Consider the following 17,953-nt stretch of genomic DNA (forward strand, 5'->3'; position numbering starts at 1 on the left):
TCAGGGCACTCAGTGCACCGGGCATCGGCGATCAGGGCGCCGGTGGCGTCCTTCTGGAAATGTGTGACGTGTTTGGTGCTTCTGCCGCAGGCATTGCAGAACGACTGATGCTGTTTAGTCCACATGGATGAATAATACGGATGCCGGGCCCAAAGGGAACCTGGGAAGAGTAACTATGTGGTTTTCCGCAGATTCCAGGCCCAAAAATCAGAAACCCCTTGTGCTGCCGGGCAAAATCGGACTCAGAGTTCGAAGCGTGTCCCGGGGGTCCCGTTGGGGAGGTTCTTCAGGAGTCCCTCGGCCACTTCGCGGACCTGCTTGTTCCGGTGGCTGGACGCACTTGCGAGCATGCCGAAGGCGTCCGAATAGGAGCACCGGTTGCGGCCCATAATCACCCCGCAGGCCACGTCGATGGACGTCCGGCTCTCCAGCAACGTTTTCAAATTATCTCCGGCCGAGCGGACGCTCCGGACCTCGAGGGCCAGTTTCAGGCTCTGTGACGCAACCCGGGCGAACCACCTGGCGTGGCTGACGGCATCGGCATCGAACCGCACGTCCAGCGGGGCGAAGAAGGCCAGGGCGGCGGTGGTGCCGGGGTCAAGGCGCAAGGGAACGGCCACCACCTCACCGTAGCCGGCGTCAAGGAACCTGCGCTGGTAGGCCCGCCACCGCAGCGAGGCCGCGGCACCCTCCACCACCACCGGAGTGTCTGCCGCCGCGGCCTGGGCCAGGGGGCCGTCGTCGAGCTCCTGTTCCAGGTAGCCCAGGCCCGCGGCCCGGCCATTGTTCGCCGCGCGGATAGGAGCCCTGTGGCCCGCAACGAGCATTGCGGTGCAGTCCACCTGGACCCCCATGGCCTGTGTGAGCGCCACGGACGCTGCCACCGCCAGGCGCCTGAGGGATGCCGCTTCGGAGTCGGCATCCGTGACCAGGTCCAAGAGGAAGCCGTACGGCTCAAAGGCCGGGCCGTTGGGGAAGCCAGCGGCTTCCTGGTTGCCATCGCCGGACTTGATCACTCTTCTGCTGGTGCCCTGCACCGGTACTGTCATTGACGTTCCCCCTCATGAACGGCGCCCGCGCGGGTTCATCCGCGCGTTGCCCCTCGAACGTAACGGGGGAGCGGGGGCAGGGGCACGAGTAGCGTGTACTCGAATTTGGGCGCGTGGGAAACCAAGTAGTTGTGCCTTGGGCGGCCAGGGGCGCGGGTGATATGCCCTGATTGGCGGTGCCGGCCGGACGTTCCCCCTGGCTTTTCGCGGGCTACAGGCCTTCGCCGGCTTCCAGCCACTCCAGGAACGTCTGGCGTCCGACGGCGGCACCCGCCACCGGGATCAACGCACCCTTGCGCATCGCCCTCCCCATGGTGCCGGGAATGCGCAGCGGGACGATCCGCTTCTTTTGACTGGTTTTGGCGAGGTACGCCTCCACCATGGCTTTCAGCACTTCCGCCCGTGGGCCGCCCAGGTCCGGAAGGCGGCCCTTCGGCCCGGCCTCGGCCGCATCCACCAGGGCAACAGCTACTTCCCTTGCGGCCACCGGCTGGGTAAACATCCTGGGAACGAAAACCAGCGGGCCTGCAGAAGCGGCATTGACGGTCATGGGCACAAACTCGTGGAACTGGGTGGACCGCAGGAGGGTCCAGGGAATGCCACCGTGCCTGACTTCGTCCTCCTGCACCAGTTTTCCGGCGTAGAGGCCGGAATCAGCTTTGTCGATGCCCACGATGGACAGGGCAACATGGTGTTTGACGCCCGCCAGCTTCTCCGCCGCCAGCAGGTTCTGGGTGGCGTTGGTAAAGAAATCGACGGCCTTTTTGGTGGATATTGTCTGGAGGCCGGAAACGTCAATGACGGTGTCCACACCCTGCAGCGCCTGGACCAGGCCGCGGCCGTTGACCAGGTCCACCCCTTCTGAACGGCTGAGGCTGACCACGTCATGGCCGCGCTCCCTCGCGACGGCCACAACGTGGCGCCCTGCAATTCCGGTTCCCCCTGCAACGGCAATCCTCATGGGGAAATCCTATGCCTGCCGGGAAGCAGGATGGGATAGAACCGCAGGTCATTGGGGGAAGCCACACATTGGGAGGACTCTGGCGGCGTCACAGCCACGGGTGGCCCGGGAGCTAACTTTTCGGCACCAGGGCGTCCTGGGCGCCTGCGAGCAGCCCCGGCGTCCTCTTAATCAGGCAGAGGGTGTTGATGGTGAGGGCCAGGGCGTCCTCGCGGGCCGTAGGGAACTGTTCCCGGCGGATCAGGGCCTCAATGCCATGGCAGCAGGCCTCGACGTCGAATGCCCCGGCCATGGCGGAAGCGATTTTCAGGCTCAGGATGGCGTCCATGGATGTTTCCACGTCGCTTGCCTGCAGGCCCCGCAGTATCCGTTGCAACCGGGCGGGAAGCATGTCGAGGTAGTCGCTGAGGAACTGCAGGGCGATGCGGGAGCTGCCGGTCTCATCCGCGAGGTTCCGCGCAGCCCGCAGGATCAGGGCAGCCGGCGGCCATCCGTGATGGGCATCTGTACCCGGGGTGGTGGCCATGCTGGTGCCCAAAAGCTGTCCTTTGCGTTACTGGCGTGCCTCGTTTGAGGACTGCCTTGAAAATGCAGGCAGTGCTGCCGGCCCGACTATCTCTACATTTAGTGGAAATGCATCAAGGGCAACCGCCGGTCACGCTCAAGAATCAGGAAAGGTCTATTTTCATAGCCCGGGATAATGTGACACAAATTACCCGCAACGCGGTTTTGAGTGCGGTGCTGCGCGAAGAAGGTGCTGGTCAGACGCGTTTTCTGGAAGTGAAATAGCTATTTTTGGAGCACGATTTCGCAAAGTCGAACTATTGGTGTAGGTGCCTGAATTTGTCTGTTGATGAAGAATTGAGAGTAATTGACTGAACCTTGATGCGCCCCGGGGGCTAATTCTGCGGCGGGGGCTATTAGCTGGATTTTGCGTCCCGTTGGGACGAATGAAATTCAGAAGGAGATTCCCGTGTCCGTTGCCCTGCCCCCGGCAGCTGAAGAAGTGGTGCGTTCCGGCGCGCCTGCCCTGCGGGAGCGGGTGCGCACGGCCGACGACCACACGCGTGAAGCGGCGGGTCCGGGCCTGCGTGTAGTGGTGCTGGTACCTGCCTATAACGAGGCCGGTTCCATCGGGGCTACCCTGGAGGGGCTGATGGGCCAGGAACGGCCTGCGGACCTGGTGGTGGTGGTCCCTAATGGCTGCACGGATGCCACGGCATGGGAGGCCCGCAAGTACCCGGTCACGGTGATGGAACTGCCCCGGCTGGAGCACCGCAAGTCCCAGGCACTGAACCGTGCCTGGGCAGAATACGCCTCCGATGCTGACGTGGTGGTCTGCCTGGACGCGGACACCGTGCTGCCGCCGAACGCGCTGGCAGCCTGGGAGCGCGAATTTGCTGACGAAACGGGGGCACTCCTGGGCGGGTCGTCGTCGAAATTCACCATGCAGGATCCCGGACTGCTGAGCCGGCTGCAAAAGGCCGAGTTTGCCACCTGGACCGATACCGCCTTGCGGCGGGGGCGAACGAGCGTGCTGGCCGGAACCGGCTGCGCCATCAACAATGCCGTCCTGCGGCAGATCGCCGCCCGGGATGACAGGGAAGGGCCGTGGGTTTACACCTCCCAGGTTGAGGACTTCGAACTGACCTACCGCATCCGCGAGCTCGGCTACATCTGCCAGGTTTCACCCGACGTGAGGGCCTACACCGATTCCATGAAGTCCATCAAAGCCCTCTGGGGCCAGCGGATGAAGTGGCAAGTGGGCACGGTGGAGGACCTGCTGGACCTGGGAGTCAACCGGCTGACGCTCCGGGACTGGGCCCAGCAGGCCATGGGCCTGCTGGGCGTCTTCCTCAAGCTCCTGTGGATCGCCGTGATCGTCCTGGCCGTGGCCCTGAACGTGTTCCACGTGGTCTTGTTCTGGTGGCTGGTGCCCATCCTGTTTGTGGCGCTGGACATCAAACGGGCACTGCGGATCCCGCACAGGGACTGGAAGGACATCCTGATCGCGGCCACCTTCTTCCCGCAGGAATTGTTCATGTGGCTGCGCTCCGGATGGTTCCTGGCTTCCTGGAGCGCCGTCCTGAAAACCAAGATCACCCGGCGGCGCATCGACCGCTGGGAAGCGCAATACACAGCAGAGGAAATCAACTAACAATGTACGGAATGAACGCCTCCATCCCCGCGTCCGGCGCCGCTTTGGCCTACACCGGACTCAACGTTGGAGCCGGCATGCTCACCGCACTCGGCATCATGCTCATTGGTGTGGCACTGATCGCCCTGGTACGCCGGAACCCCGCCGCCCGGCCGTAACCGGCCCCAAGCCCTACGACGCCCGGCGGGCCGCCAACGCTGACTTAAAGGCGGCCGCCGAGGCGTCACTGCTGTTAATGCGCCAGTCCGCTTCCTTTTGCATATGGAACCAGACGAAACCCATCACGTCCGGCTGGGCCGCGAGGTAGGACACCAGATCCGTGTTCCATGCGGCTTTGGACCCGCCGGCCTCGCTGGAGGCGGTCTCAGCGATCAGGATCGGCAGGCCCGGGGCCAGCGCCTTCAGTTCGGCAATACCCGGAGCAAAAAGATCCTGCGGCGAGACCCAACCGCTCCACGACGCTGACGTGCCCCAGTTGTATCCGTCCAAGGCTACGACGTCGACATATCCGGCGCCGGGAAACAAGCCGGCCAAGTCAGTGGAACCCCAATAGGGAACGTTCGGACTCCATACCCATGAGACATTGGATGCGCCCGTGGCAGCCACCACATCATGCACGTGCCGCCATGCCTGGACGTAGTCCCCGGCCCCATTGCCGTTGACGCCCTCTGCCCAGGGATACCAGTTGCCGTTCATCTCATGGGCGAACCTCAGCTGCACCGGGTAACCCCAAGCAGCCAGTGCCTGCCCCCACTCAACGATCCGGGCATCAAAATCGCCCGCAGCGATCCTGTCCAATGCGTAAGCGGGCTGATCCAGTCCACCTCCCCATGCCCACGGCTCCCACGTCACCAACGGCACTGCGCCACGTGCCCGTGCCGCATTCATTTCGCTGATCGGCGGAGCCTGCAGGAAGTCCTTGTAGAAGAGGACACTGGACGGGCTTTCCCCTGCCAGCCGTACCACCTCGTCCAGCTCAGCGCTGGCCAGGGGCCCATTTGGGGTTGCCGCCCCGAACCGCAGGCGGGCAGTGCTGACCGGCGGGAGCTCCTGCACCGGGGGAGCCACGGTGAATACCGAGGACCCCTGGATGGAGGAGGTCTTGGCGGTGATGGTCAATTTTCCCGTTGCGGCCGCCGGTATGGTGATCGCCGTGCTGAACGCTCCGTTGGAGGCCGTCCGGAAAGGGAACGTCGCCGAGCCGACTATGACCGTTCCGGACGTGGAAACCTTAAAACCGGCCCCGCTGACAGTGACGGAAGATCCCGCCGGCCCCGTGGCCGGGCTGAGCGTAACCTGGGCCGCTGGTGCTGCCTGGACCGGTTGAACCCCTGCCAGTGCCAGGCCTGCGCTGACGGCAAGGGCAGCGGTAAGTACTTTTACAAACTTGAACACAGCGATCGGTCCCCGCAATCGTCGGGGCTGCCAGTCCGGCAGCCGTCAGTCCGGTGCCAGCGGCACTGACCCGATCCTAAGGTCCTGCCGGAGCAAAAGTCTCAAGATCCGCTCAAGTTTCTTGATGTCATTTTTGGTCCGGCCTGCAAAACCGTTCCGCCCGGAACGGGCTCCATGGGAACGCCTGGCCGCTAAAGGTGCCGCTGCAGGAAATACCTGGTCTGTTGCGCGCACTCCTTGATCTGCACCAGGCGGCCTGCCGCGAGCCGAGGCAGGACAACAGCAGGGTCGCGGCCGGAGCATTCGACGCGGAGCAGGTTCTCCAGCTCAAGCACAAGGTCCGCGAGCCGTTCGGCCCCCACCATCTGGCTCGAAGTCTTCAGGCTCAGCACTGCCACCATGGCGCCCACGCTGTCTCCTGTGGTCAGCGCCAGGCGCAGCTTCTCCGTCCTGGCCGGCAGCTGGGCAACGAAGTCCTGGATAAATACCTTCCACACACCTTCGTCGTCATCCAGCTCCTCACGCAACCTGTCCAGTACTGAACCGTCCAGCAGCGGTGCGCTCTCGTCGTCGTACTCCGCAACGGTCATTGCTGGTCCCACCGGGCGCTGCCAACGGCGCGGTCAGGGGATGAAGCCGCGTAGCCCGGGCGCGGCCGGGAGGGTGCAGGGGCCGATGGCTCTTTGCGGAACAACGCTGTTCCGCCGCCTCCGCCATCGGCCCCGGTCCTGGGATGCCCTGTCCGCACCCGGAAATTTATCCGCATAACCTGCCCGCCTGACAGTTTCGAAACCCTGAGCGAGTGACCACAACGGCACTCTGTGCTGCACGTTACGGGGCGGGATATTTGGAGCGCACGAGTAATGAGTACTCAACTATTCAGGACACACCTACTGCGCTCGCTGGGACTACTGTGCACCTCCTTGATCAAGGACCGGTGAGCAGATGATCAAGGACGGCGCAGGACTTGCTCAAGTTCTTCACTTGATGGGGGAAGGTCCCTTTTCCCGCTCCTAGGGATTCCCTAGGAGCCGTGGGGACACTGCCGGTATGGCACCAACAGCATTGCGCACGCGCACCAAATATCTTGTTCCGGCAATATTGCTCACGATCGTCGGGGCCCTGCTGGCCAGCATCCTGCTGGCCACCCCGCGGACGCCTCCTGCCATGCTGGGGGCATCAGGAAGCCTTGATGGCGGGCTGGCACGCATCCACGGCGTGATACCCCTCGAAGTGGATGGATGGATGCCCCCCACGCCGTCGGCTGCGCTCGCCAAGCCGCCGGGCAACGAAGTGCACCGGGTACGCATCCTGGTGGAGCTGACTGCGATGGAGCAGGACGGCCTGTCCTTCGACCCGTCCAGGTACACCGTCTCGGCCCTTAGCACCGGGACCTGGAAGCCGGTCTGGTTTTCTCCCGGACCAGCCAAGGCCCGCCAAGGGGAAAGCATCAACGCCACGCTCGTGTACGAGCTCCCGGATAAAGCAATCGACCTGGCGCTGGAACTGCCAGGAGGACCAGGGCTGTCACTGGGCGCCGGACACCACCGGGGAGGGAAGTAGCGTGTCCGCCGGATTTCCGGGATGCGCGCCGGCCTTCATGGTTTCTCCAAGGGCACGCAAATCCTGCGCAGGAAATCTCCAAGCTGGTTCCGGCACAGTCGGACACAACAACGAAGGAGGCCGGCCATGACCATTTCACGCCGACAGGTTCTAATATTCGGAGGACTCGGAGTCCTGGGAGCAGGGGCTGCCATGTTGCCCACAGGATCGGTGGAGGCCAAGTCGGCCAGCCGGCTCAGCGACAGGGATATGCCTCGGCCGTTCCAGTCATCCTTTGTCCAGTCCCCGATCCTCGAACCCTATTCCACCGGCATCGACCCTGCAGACGGGTTGCCGGTCAACTACTACCGGGTGACGGAGAAGGCCGCCACGGCCAACATCCTTCCGCGGCTCACCACGCCAATCCTCGGCTACAACGGATTGTTCCCCGGTCCCACCATCAGCCTTGACCAGGGCACAAAAGCCGTCTTGAGGGTGCGCAACCAGCTTCCGGCCCAGCACGCGCTGGACGGGCACTCCCTCTCCACGTCCACCCACTTGCACGGGTCAGCGTCCCTGCCGCAGTACGACGGCTACGCCAGCGACATCACGCTTCCGGGTTTCTATAAGGACTACCATTACCCCAACTTCCAGCCGGCCCGCACGCTCTGGTACCACGACCATGGTGTCCACTTCACGGCCCTCAACGCCTATTCCGGCCTTGCCGCGCAGTACCACATGCACGATCCGATCGAACGCCAGCTGCTCCCGCAGGGCCGGTACGATGTGGCGCTGACGGTCAGTGATGCGATGTTCGCCGCCGACGGGTCCCTGGGGTACGACGACAACACCCACTCGGGCCTGTGGGGCGACGTGATCCTGGTCAACGGGAAGCCGTGGCCGGTCATGAAGGTGCAGAAACGCGTATACCGCTTCCGGATCCTTAACTGTTCCATCTCCCGCTCGCTGCGGCCGACGCTCAGCACGGGGGATCCCCTGGTGTTGGTGGGGACCGACGGCGGCCTGATGCCGGCGGCGCAAAGCGTGGCGAATTACCGCCATGGCGGTGCGGAGCGCTACGAGGTCCTGATCGACTTCCGGAAGTACAAGACCGGGCAGCGGATCGAACTCCGGAACCTGTCCAACAAAAACAATGTGGATTACGACTTCACCAACAAAATCATGGCGTTTGACGTCACGGACGAGCCGGTGGACACCTCGGACCCCACCTGGAACCGGATCCCCACCACCCTTGTGAAGAGCGAGGCCATGTCGCTGTCAGCGGGGCAGGCAGTGAAAACACGTAAGTTCCGGGTCAAGCGGAATGACAGCTCCAACCTGTGGACCATCAACGATGACAGCTGGCAGGACGTCATCGCCAGCGGCTACAAGAAAGTGGTCGCCGATCCCGCGCTGAACGACGTGGAGATCTGGGAAATCGAGAACTCCTCCGGCGGCTGGTTCCATCCCGTCCACATCCACCTGGTGGACTTCCAGATCCTCAGCCGCAACGGAGGGGCCCCCTTCGCCCACGAACGCGGTCCGAAGGACGTGGTGTACGTCGGTGAAGGCGAGACCGTCCGGGTCCTGATGAAGTTCACGCCGCAGCAGGGCATTTACATGATGCACTGCCATAACCTCCCGCACGAGGACCACGACATGATGGTCCAATTCCGGGTAGGACTGAAGGACAGCGACTGGGACCCGAATGATCCCATGACGGCGGCCAAGGCCACGTGGGACAACGAGAAGGACTGACCACGGCGCGCATCATTGGCCGCGGCAGGCGGCGGGCTCCACGCCACCGCCTGCTGCGGCCAAAAGTCCATGTCCTGAAGGGACAGCACTCCCGCCTCCTGGCCAGGGCGCTGATTCCCGCCCTGGCCATCTTCGCCGCCCGCGCCTGGCTGGTGGAACCCTTCACCGTTGCCTCGGACAGCATGGAGCCCACCATTGCCGAGGGCGCCGTGGTGCTCCTGTACAAGCCAGCCGCCGCGGCGGGCTGGATCCGGAATGGCGTGGTGGTTGCCTTTACCAGCCCCGTTGACGGCCACACGGCCATCAAGCGGATCATCGCAGTGGAGGGTCAGACCGTGGCCATCCGGGATTCCGAACTGTACGTCGACGACGTCCCCGTTCCAGAACCCTTCATCGACCACAGCCGCATCGATGCCACGTACTTCGGGCCGGAGGTAGTGCCGGCCGGCAGCGTTTTTGTGTTGGGGGACAACCGCGGTGTGTCCATCGATTCCAGGGACTACGGGGCAGTGCCTTTGACGGCGATCCAGGGAACACTGCTGACGGGCCAGAAGTAGGCCCGTCCTTCAACGCACAATAGCAACGCCCCGGTCCGGGAGACCGGGGCGTTGCTAGTGTGCCTGCCCTTTCGCCGGACGCATTGCCGGGCAGGGCAGGACGGGTAGGCGCACGAGGGGGGGCTAATCAGGGCTGCGGGATGGCGCGGACCAGGTTGTTGCGCTTGTCATGGGTGAGTTCGGCAAGGCCGAGTTCCTCCAGCAACGGCGGAAGGTACATCCCGAACCGGCCCCGGTAGCCCTTCCGAAGCCCATACCAGCCGCCCACGGGGTTGGCTTCATCCCTGCCCCAGGCCTCAACGCTGCCTTCGGGTGCCAGCTTGTTCTCGTCCGCCGCCCCGAGCGGAACCCAGCCGCCCTGCTCCACCAGCCAGGCATGCAGGTCTTCGATGGCTTGCAGGTGATACTTCAGCGTGGTGGAGCCTACCTGGCAGACCAGTGCCGGAGGATCCGCCTCGGGATCCTTGTACATGGTGTATTCAGACGATCCCGGGGCGGTGACCAGCCGCCACGGATCGGCCTTGGTTCCTTCTGCCACTCTGCACCCCTTCATGGATTCGGACCTCGGCCATCAGCCTATGGGCTGGAAGGTGTGCTGCCTAGCCTCGGCAGCCAAAAGTCCAGGACCCTGCCCGCATCAGCGGACAGGGTCCTGGACTTTTAGCATCCAGAGCGGCTAGCGGGTAGCGACAGCTCCCGTTGCAGTGCCGCCGCGGCTGGTCTGGACCAACACGCTGGTGATCTGCCGGTTGGGTCCGGGCTTGGCCCTCAGGGACCAGGCGCCCAGGGTGTCAACCTGCGCTGTACCGAGTTTGGTCACCGGCCGGCCGGGAGTGGTGTCGTAGACCACCACGGTGGTGGCCGGAATCAACAGGGTGGTGGTGCCCAGTGTGGAGGTGCCTTCAATGCGCATCTCCGTCCCGAGGCGGTGGCGGGATCCGGGGTCAACGGCCACGGTGTCCGTTTGGATGGCCAGGTCAACGAAGGCCGGGGCGCTGCTGACACCGGCCTTATCGGTGACCACCAGCTCGATCCGCACCGCACCCTCTGTGACAGCCGGCAGGGGCGCCGTGTCCGTGGTCTTGGCGTAGAACGGGATGGATACCACGGGTTTTGCTGCCGTGTCGCTGGACAGGGTTACCGCGGGACCGCCAACCTGGCGCCACTTGTAGATGGCGGCCCCGGTGGAGGCGCTGCCATCCAGCTGGACGCTGCCGCCACGGGTCAGCGTGGGAGAGGCGGCGGTGGCTGTTGCGGTGGTGGCGGGGGTGGGGTCAGGAGCCGGGGTGACGGTTCCTGAACCGCCGCCCGTCTCCACCACAGGACCCGGGTCCGGCTGCGGAGTGACAGGATCCAGTCCCGACGGGGTTGCCGTGCCGCCGCTGACGGTGACCTGCAGGGACGCTGAACTGCCGGAAGCGGACTTCACGGTGACATTTGCGGGAGGTGCTTTGACCGGGAAGGACTTCTCGGTGGGTGTGCCCGGAGCGGGATTATCCAGGGTACCTACGTCGGTTACGGTCAATGCTCCGTCTTCGCCGGATACGGCGCCGACTGTCAGGGATGTCCCGTCGAACGTTGCTTTGGTGACGGAAATGGTGCTTGGCTTGGCCAGCTTGACGATGCTGCTGCTGGCGGGTTTGTCGCCAATATTGGTGATCTTGATGCTCTCCGGGGCAGTGCCGTTGAGCTTGATCCGGGCGTAGTACCGGCCGCTGCCCGGATCGCTGATCATGGGGGTGGTCGCGAAGGCGGAGCCCTGTCCGTCCACCTGGAGCTGCGAGTCGGGGCCACTGGTGGCGAAGACGTCGATCATGTCCCCGTTGTGGACCGCGCCATCGGCACTGACTCCACGGTTGGTGGAAATTTTGCCCTGAAGGCCGAACTGGTCCGTTTCAAGGGAAAGCCCGCCGCCTGTGACCGAGAACTTGTTGTAGTTCATGGGGCTGCCCGTCACCGCGTGTTCCTGGTTCGGGTCTCCGAGGTAGCCCTCGGGGGCCGCCGGAGCGACCGCCGGATCCCACTTCAGGAAGGGTCCCACGTTGCTCTTCAGGGCGGTGGTGAAGTTACCGGCTGCTGGTGAGATGTCTTCCACCAGCTTGCCGTCCCCGGCAGCGTCGGTGTCGATGGTGATGGTGCCGTACGGGTGCTTGAACTCCAGCGCGGCGTTCGCCGGTCCGCCCTTGACCACAATGCGTTGGCGGCCAAACACCACCTGGTCGCCGGCGGTAACCGTATTCGCAAATGCGGCTTCCAAACCGAGGACCAGCACTGCCCGTCCACCGCCGGGCAGGTCTAGCTCCGAGCCGGCGAGCATATAGAAGGCTTCGTCCGGGAAGTTGTCCGGGAACGAGATGGGTGCCGTTTCGTCCGGTACGTCGCCGGGAAGGAATCCGCATAAGGGGTTCTCCGCGTCAAGGCACAACTCCACGCGGGTTTTCGTGCTGTCCTCGTACCAGGACGGGAAGCCGTATTCGGTGTTGACAGGGCCGACGGCGGTCAGTTGCCCCGGGTTCTTAACTGTTACCTGCGTGGCTGCTACAGCCGAGCTGAGGCCAGCGGCTGTCAGGATGACGGCGGCAGCCGCGGCAACGCCGCGGCGCGTGGCAACTCTAGGGTTCAGGCGGCTGCCTGTGGATTCAGCTGGTGTGGATACCATTTTTTCTCCTCAGAAAAGGGTGCTGATGGCATCCAATATTCGGCATGGGGCTTGGAGATACGTTGTGCCCGCCTTGGAGTGTGCAGCAGCCGAAATGCTCGAAGATTGCCGCCCCGGTTGGCCTTGGAAAAAGCTTGGAGCGCTAAGCGCACACGCCGCCGTCGCTGTTTGCCGCATCGATGAAGCTGGACAGCGTCCTGGCCTCGCTGGGCATCAGGAAAACTTCCACCGGCTTTATCTGGCCGGCGATTTCAAGGGTGAGGGTGAAGCCCTCAGACCCAACGCTGGGGCGGGCGCGCCAATTCGCGAGGATGGGCGCCAGGTCCATGCCCATCAGGACCAGGTTCCCTTCCATATCCCAAGGGGCGCCGGCTTCGATCAACGCCTTGTGCTCCGCACAGACGTAGGCCTCGTGATAGCCGGGAACCAGGCGTTGGCTGCCTACCGTAAAGGCGGAGCCGGGATTGGTGCATCGGAGGACTGAGCAAGTAACCATGAAGTGAAGTTACTGCTGACATGTTGTGGGAACCATGTGCAGCCAGCCTTAGTGTTTCGCTCTTTCCCAAGGTGGGAGTTTCTTTAGCCAAGCGGGGAGCACGCCGGGCGGCGTGCTCCCCGTCAGTCAGGCTTTGGTGGGCTCCTTGGCGGCTGCTTTCCGGGCGCTGGCGCTGGTGTTGGCACGGGCGCGGTACAGCTTGTAGGCCAGCAAAGCGCAGGCTGCCAGCAGGCCCCCTGTGGTGAGGGCCAGGGCCGCGGTTCCGGGGCTGGTGGACAGGTAGTGGGCCAGTGCCGCCAGGGTGATCACCGGTGCCGTTCCGAACACTCCGCCGAACGGTGCAGCTCCTGCCGCCGGCAGCTGGTCCGTCCCGGCCTCCAGAGGCAATGCGTCCTGGTTGAAGGTGCGGCGGTCCTCCTCGGTGGCGCCGGGCACAACGGCACCACTCAAGTCGGAGAATTCGGGAACACCGCCGTCGGCCGGTGCAACCTGGAACCTGTAGGGGGTGCCGTTCTCCAGGCCGGGAACCACCACCCTGGTGGCACCGGGTTCGGCAGCCACGATCTCGCCCACCTGGGTTCCCATCGAATCAACGGTTCGGACGAAGAAGCCGGCGGGTGCGGGATCGGCGGGTGCGGGATCCGTGGGTGCCGGATCGGCAGATGCGGGATCGGCAGGTGCCGGATCCGCGGGCACCTGGTCTGCCGGTGCGGGACCGGCGGGTGCCTGGAGAACGGGGGCCGGGTCCGCTGGCGCCGGGTCCACGGGTGCAGGACCGGGTGCAGGGTTGGCTGGTGCGGGGTCCACAGGCGCAGGACCGGGTGCGGGCTCCGTGTCCGGCGTCGGCGTAATGATGACCACCACCTCGCCGTCACCCGGAATGACCTCGTCGATTCCGTCATCGACTTCCTCCTCGACGCCTGCATCCACACCGTCCTCAACCTCGTCCACCTCATCCTCGGCCTCCTCGCCGAGATCGTCGCCCGCTGCAACGGTTCCGTCGCCAAAGACGAGCTGCTCGATGTTGGACAAGGTGTCCGTGCCGTCCCCGCCGGTGATGTGCTGGACGGTGGTGACGGAGCCCGGGGAGCCCAGGGTGCCGTCGCCGCCGGTGGTGGTGACGGTGTAGTTGGCCTCGAAGTCCGAGAACACCGCGGTGTCGGTTCCTTCGCTGGAGCGCAGGATTTCCCGGACAACGATGATGTTGGCAGGGTCCACGGTGCCCGCGAACACAGCCTGCTGGAGCGTCGGGCCGGTCAGCGCGCCGTCGGAGGTGCGCTGGTACTGCGCGTTCATTGCCGTGGCGCTGCCGATTTCACTGGATGCGTTGCTGGCATCCGTGCGGACGCTGAGCCGGACGCTGAGGTACCGGTCGCCGTCGATGATGTCATCGCCGCCGCGGCCCTCAAGGAGGTCGCTGCCGCCGCCGCCCAGGAGGATGTTGCCCTCACCCCAGACCGAGGGGCCGGCCAGCACGGGGCATTCCTTCGAGGCGGAGGCATTGACGACGTCGGCCAGGGGAGTGGGCAGCGACGGGATCAGCTCGCTGAGTCCCTTGATGCGGTCCACGCCGGCCTGGTCCAGCACGTCACAGCCGATGAAGCCTGCGCCGCCCCTGGTTTTGGGAATGATGTCGTCGCCGCGGAGCCTGTCGTCGAAAGGACCGCCGGAGAGCGCTTCCACCTCGTTGTACCTGTCCCGGACACCCACCTGGAGGATGTCCAGCGGCGCTATGGGCAGGTCAAGGTCCGCGTCCTGCGGCTGGGGATCATATTCGCCGCTCTCCCAGTCGTAGCCGGACGCACCAGCCACCTTTTCCACGCCGGGCCCGGCAATTCCGATGTCGTCCCCGCCTTCCATGTCGTAGTCGTCGTCGCCGCCCTGGCCCACCAGGATGTCGTTGCCGGGCTTCTCGGAATCGTCCAGGAAAAACAGGTTGCTGGAGTCGCCGATGAGCAGGTCGGGGCCGTCGCCGCCTTCGGCCCAGTCGTTGCCGCCGCCGCCGAACACGGCGTCCAGGCCTTCACCGGCGATCACGAAGTCGTCGTCTTCGCCGGCGAACGTTTCGTTCGAGTTCGCGCCGCCATTGATAAAGTCCCGCCCGTCTCCGCCCAGGAGCAGGTCCAGGCCGGGGCCGCCGTCGATTGCGTCATTGTCCGGGCCGCCCTTGAGGATGTCGTCGCCATTCGAGTCGGTGATGACGTCATTGCCATCGCCGCCCAACACGGTGTCGGCGCCGTCGCCGCCTTCGATGACGTCGTTGCCCGCGCCGCCCCACATGGTGTCGTTGTCCACGCCGGCGTGGATGCGGTCGGCATTGACCGATCCGTTGTAGACGGCCTGGCCGTTGATGCCGGCCGGGTCCACACCGTTCGATGCGCGGTATTTGATGGTGCCGTCGGGCATGCGGATCAGCAGCGCAGACTCGTTGCACTCCGACTGGGGATCGTCCGCGACGGCGTTGCCGGCGGCCGCGAAGCCCGCGGGCGTTCCATTGAGGTTCTTCAGCTCAAACTTGCAATCGGCAGTGGCGAAGGCATCGGCTTTCAGCGCCTGCGCGTTGGTGTTGCGCATCATCATTTCGGCGAACGAGTTTCCTTCGAGCTGTGCCATCAGGTTCATGCCGGGCGTGCGCGCCAGGTAGTACAGCCGGTCACCGTTTTGCAGATCGGTCATCTGGCTCTCGAAGACATAGTTGAAGGTGCTGCCGAGCAGACCGCCGAACAGGTTGGTCCGTTCGGCCAGGCCGCCGATCCACAAATCCACGTCGTCGAGCCCGGTGATGGATGTAGTCCCCTTGTTGGCCCAGGCACCGGTGCTGTTCATGAAGTCCACCGCATCCTCGGGGGACACCTCGCCGGCCAGGGCGTCCGGGCTGACGATAAGCCGGGCTGCCGTGCGCCTGGCTTCCAGCGTGGTGGCTGCCAGGATGGAGGGGTGCTGGCCATAGGCGGCCACGAAGTTGACCAGGGACGCCGGGTGTTTGATGTTTTCGCCAAAATCGATCCAGTTGGCATACGGCTTGAGTTGGCTGTCGTTGGTGGCGCCGTGAAGTTCCCGGCGCAGCGCGTTCAGCGTGGGCAGGCCCTCTGACCGGGCTCGCGTGAGGTTGATCGCGGCCAGGTCCATGGGCAGGCCCAGCAGTTTGTTGCGGAGCGTATCGGTGACGAACTCATCCAGTTCGCTGCCCACCTGGTCCGACATGCCCATGATGATGCTGCCTGCGGCCTCCTCGGAGGTGAGCGCCCCGGCTGGGCCCCCATCGGTGTAGGCGGGCGGATTCAAGAACCCCTCGAGAAGGGAAATGTCATTCCGGGAGCCCCGGACGTCGTCGGACGTTCCAAACACCTTGTCAGCCCCCGGGCTGTCCTCGTTGCGGCGGGAAATGGTCTCCGTGAGCATTGAATGGCCAAAGCGGTACACCGCGTGGGCGAATTCGGCGCTGACGGCCGGGTTGATGTCCGTCTGCGCGAAGGCAAAGGGCTCAAAGGGGTTGATGCCGGGCTGGATCTTCCGTGCGAACTCCTCGAACACCAGGTGCTGGTACTCCATCTCCGTGATGAACCGTGCGGCCTGGAACAGCCGCTCGCCGTTCCAACCCCCGGCGCCCGCCGCCAGCTTCCACTCGGCGAGGGCTGCGGTGCCCCTGGCCGAGGTGTCATTGGCGAGGACCCGCTTGATGTCCCCCACCAGGCGGTCATGCTCGGAGTGGAACACCTGGTGGATGGCGGTCAGGCCGATGTTCTCGTTCACCCTGCCGTCGCCGGCGATGTAGTGCGCGTCCAGCATTTCGTCGTCATAGGTGCCCGGCGCCTGGCTGGCGAAATCCGCGGAGGCGGCCTTGTCGCCGTCGGGGGTGGGCGCCGACGGCGGGGTGGCCGGATTGTGGTCGGAGTCCTGCGGGGACGGGTCCGCATTGTGGGCGATGTCCGTCAGGAACGGGGTGTTGAAGTACAGCACGTCCTGCGGGACCAGCGTTCCGCGGCCGTCATTCGCGGTGCGGTCCGCCTCCACCAGGCCCGACCTCGTGACGAACTGCGGCAAACCGTTTTTGGGGCCGGGGATGAACTTGCCGTAGGGATCGGCGGCGAGCAGGGGGACGTTCAGGACGTCCTTGTCCAGCAGCTGTATTCCGAGCAGCTCCCGGGCCTGCCGTTTGGTATCGGCCCAGGTGGCCATGCCGCCTTCCGTGGGCGTGCCCGCCGGGCCGCCCAGCATCCGGCCTGTAGCCACCGGCCGGCCCGCGGAGTTGTTGACGTACTCGCGCAGGAATACGTGGTGGGAGGAGTGCGAGGCGTAGGTCTGGCTCTGGTCCACCCACGGCGAGTTGGTGTTCAGCGCGTCCTGTACATCGTCAGCAGTTCCCAGGACGCCGTCCTGGCCCGGCTGGTTCTGGCCCCGGGTCAGCACCATAAAACGCATGTGCGGGTTGAGGTCATCGGCGTTGCCGAAGACGTGGTCCGGGCCTGCGATCAGCGGGTCATCGGCCTTGAGCGGAACGTAGACGGTGCCTCCGCCTTTGACTGTCTGGTCGATGCCGTGATCGAAGAACTGCCCGAACAGGGTGAAGAGGGAGTTGTAGGGCGGGGAGAGGCCGACGTCGGTGGTGACATTAGGGATGAACAGCGTGTTGTGCGAGGGGACGCAGCCGTCCGGTGCGGCTTTCACCGGGGGATCGGCGTCCGGATCGGGGTCCGTGGTGCAGGGCACCACGCCCTCGTTGCCCTGGCTTCGCGCGGGGAACCCGGCGGCCGTCACAGCTGCGGGGTTGGTGGAGGTCTGGTCCGCGATGAGGTTGCTGATGGTGCGTGGCCGCGAATCGAAGACACTGCCGGATTTCTGGGTGTAGCCCGTTGCCATGGGTGGTCCGCCGAAGGAGCCGCTTTCTGCGGCGCCGAAGGACTTGGAGCCCAGGCGCGGGAACACCTGGTCCGAGGCGCCAAAGTTTTCCTGGCCGGGCTGGAGATTGTTGCAGCTGCCATCCACCGTGCGGAGGCCGTGGGACAGCAGGGGGCTGGCCAGCTGGTTGGGGCCGGTTCCCACCAGGGCACCGCAAGGCCCTGTTGCGGAGGTGGTGTTGGCAACGTGGGCTTCAGCGATCTTGATCTGCTTCAGGATGAAGGACAAGTCGGCAGGTGTGATGGTGAAGCCCGCGCCCGGTGGGGCTTGCACGGCGTTGGCAGGGAGGGGCGGCAGGCCCATGGAGGCCGCCAAAGCCAGCGCTCCGGAAGCCGCCAGGAACCGCAGGCGCGCGCTCCCGGTCCTGTGGTGTGGCATGGACGGTGACTGGCGCGTTAAAGCCTTCATCCTCAATCGGTTCCCCCCGTAGGGCCGGCTCCCCAGTAGAGCCGGCGAAACAAGGCCATGGTGTTATGGCC

General features: G+C 64.8%; 15 protein-coding genes. 6 read left to right on the plus strand and 9 right to left on the minus strand.

Annotated elements, in window-relative coordinates; genetic code table 11:
- Positions 1-242: 242 nt before the first annotated feature.
- The 3 genes from QRN11_RS03040 to QRN11_RS03050 form a co-directional block, all read right to left on the minus strand.
- On the minus strand, positions 243-1,049 hold the full coding sequence (locus QRN11_RS03040) for a GAF and ANTAR domain-containing protein (protein ID WP_285249829.1): 807 nt from the start codon (positions 1,047-1,049) through the stop codon (positions 243-245).
- Between the two features lie 211 nt (positions 1,050-1,260).
- Positions 1,261-2,010, minus strand: a complete 750-nt coding sequence (locus tag QRN11_RS03045; protein ID WP_091416464.1) for an SDR family oxidoreductase — start codon at positions 2,008-2,010, stop codon at positions 1,261-1,263.
- Positions 2,011-2,122: 112 nt separating this feature from the next.
- Entirely contained in the window at positions 2,123-2,548 is a 426-nt protein-coding gene (locus QRN11_RS03050; RefSeq protein WP_285249830.1) for an Hpt domain-containing protein, read from the minus strand.
- A 44-nt stretch (positions 2,549-2,592) separates the two neighbouring features.
- Between QRN11_RS03050 and QRN11_RS03055 the strand changes: the two genes are divergently transcribed.
- The 3 genes from QRN11_RS03055 to QRN11_RS03065 all read left to right on the plus strand — a co-directional run bounded on the left by QRN11_RS03055 (position 2,593) and on the right by QRN11_RS03065 (position 4,326).
- On the plus strand, positions 2,593-2,799 hold the full coding sequence (locus QRN11_RS03055) for a hypothetical protein (RefSeq protein ID WP_285249831.1): 207 nt from the start codon (positions 2,593-2,595) through the stop codon (positions 2,797-2,799).
- Between the two features lie 184 nt (positions 2,800-2,983).
- On the plus strand, positions 2,984-4,168 hold the full coding sequence (locus tag QRN11_RS03060) for a glycosyltransferase family 2 protein (RefSeq protein WP_285249832.1): 1,185 nt from the start codon (positions 2,984-2,986) through the stop codon (positions 4,166-4,168).
- An 11-nt stretch (positions 4,169-4,179) separates the two neighbouring features.
- Entirely contained in the window at positions 4,180-4,326 is a 147-nt protein-coding gene (locus tag QRN11_RS03065) for a hypothetical protein (protein WP_285249833.1), read from the plus strand.
- Between the two features lie 13 nt (positions 4,327-4,339).
- Here the strand turns inward: QRN11_RS03065 and QRN11_RS03070 are convergent, their stop codons facing one another.
- Together QRN11_RS03070 and QRN11_RS03075 are read right to left on the minus strand one after the other, a co-directional pair.
- The gene (locus QRN11_RS03070) at positions 4,340-5,569 is read right to left on the minus strand and encodes a glycosyl hydrolase (RefSeq protein ID WP_502935006.1); all 1,230 of its coding nucleotides are present in this window, start codon (positions 5,567-5,569) and stop codon (positions 4,340-4,342) included.
- A 185-nt stretch (positions 5,570-5,754) separates the two neighbouring features.
- A complete protein-coding gene (locus tag QRN11_RS03075; protein ID WP_091416454.1) occupies positions 5,755-6,153 on the minus strand; it encodes an Hpt domain-containing protein in 399 nt (132 codons plus the stop codon).
- A 460-nt stretch (positions 6,154-6,613) separates the two neighbouring features.
- Between QRN11_RS03075 and QRN11_RS03080 the strand changes: the two genes are divergently transcribed.
- The 3 genes from QRN11_RS03080 to lepB all read left to right on the plus strand — a co-directional run bounded on the left by QRN11_RS03080 (position 6,614) and on the right by lepB (position 9,420).
- Entirely contained in the window at positions 6,614-7,126 is a 513-nt protein-coding gene (locus QRN11_RS03080) for a hypothetical protein (protein ID WP_285249835.1), read from the plus strand.
- 126 nt (positions 7,127-7,252) lie between these two features.
- A complete protein-coding gene (locus QRN11_RS03085) occupies positions 7,253-8,863 on the plus strand; it encodes a multicopper oxidase family protein (protein ID WP_285249836.1) in 1,611 nt (536 codons plus the stop codon).
- The gene (gene lepB / locus QRN11_RS03090) at positions 8,842-9,420 is read left to right on the plus strand and encodes a signal peptidase I (protein WP_285249837.1); all 579 of its coding nucleotides are present in this window, start codon (positions 8,842-8,844) and stop codon (positions 9,418-9,420) included. The genes QRN11_RS03085 and lepB overlap by 22 nt, the downstream gene beginning before the upstream one ends.
- Before the next feature lie 127 nt (positions 9,421-9,547).
- Here lepB and QRN11_RS03095 read toward each other — a convergent pair whose 3' ends face one another.
- The 4 genes from QRN11_RS03095 to QRN11_RS03110 form a co-directional block, all read right to left on the minus strand.
- A complete protein-coding gene (locus tag QRN11_RS03095) occupies positions 9,548-9,958 on the minus strand; it encodes a DUF6855 family protein (protein ID WP_285249838.1) in 411 nt (136 codons plus the stop codon).
- Positions 9,959-10,096: 138 nt separating this feature from the next.
- Positions 10,097-12,079 carry a hypothetical protein gene (locus QRN11_RS03100; protein ID WP_285249839.1) on the minus strand — a complete coding sequence of 661 codons (1,983 nt, stop codon included), beginning with the start codon at positions 12,077-12,079 and terminating at the stop codon, positions 10,097-10,099.
- 142 nt (positions 12,080-12,221) lie between these two features.
- Positions 12,222-12,575 carry a hypothetical protein gene (locus tag QRN11_RS03105; protein WP_285249840.1) on the minus strand — a complete coding sequence of 118 codons (354 nt, stop codon included), beginning with the start codon at positions 12,573-12,575 and terminating at the stop codon, positions 12,222-12,224.
- A 126-nt stretch (positions 12,576-12,701) separates the two neighbouring features.
- The gene (locus QRN11_RS03110) at positions 12,702-17,852 is read right to left on the minus strand and encodes a peroxidase family protein (RefSeq protein WP_285249841.1); all 5,151 of its coding nucleotides are present in this window, start codon (positions 17,850-17,852) and stop codon (positions 12,702-12,704) included.
- Positions 17,853-17,953: the final 101 nt, after the last annotated feature.

Origin of the sequence: Pseudarthrobacter sp. fls2-241-R2A-168, from assembly GCF_030209335.1 — a bacterium.
Taxonomy (GTDB): domain Bacteria; phylum Actinomycetota; class Actinomycetes; order Actinomycetales; family Micrococcaceae; genus Arthrobacter.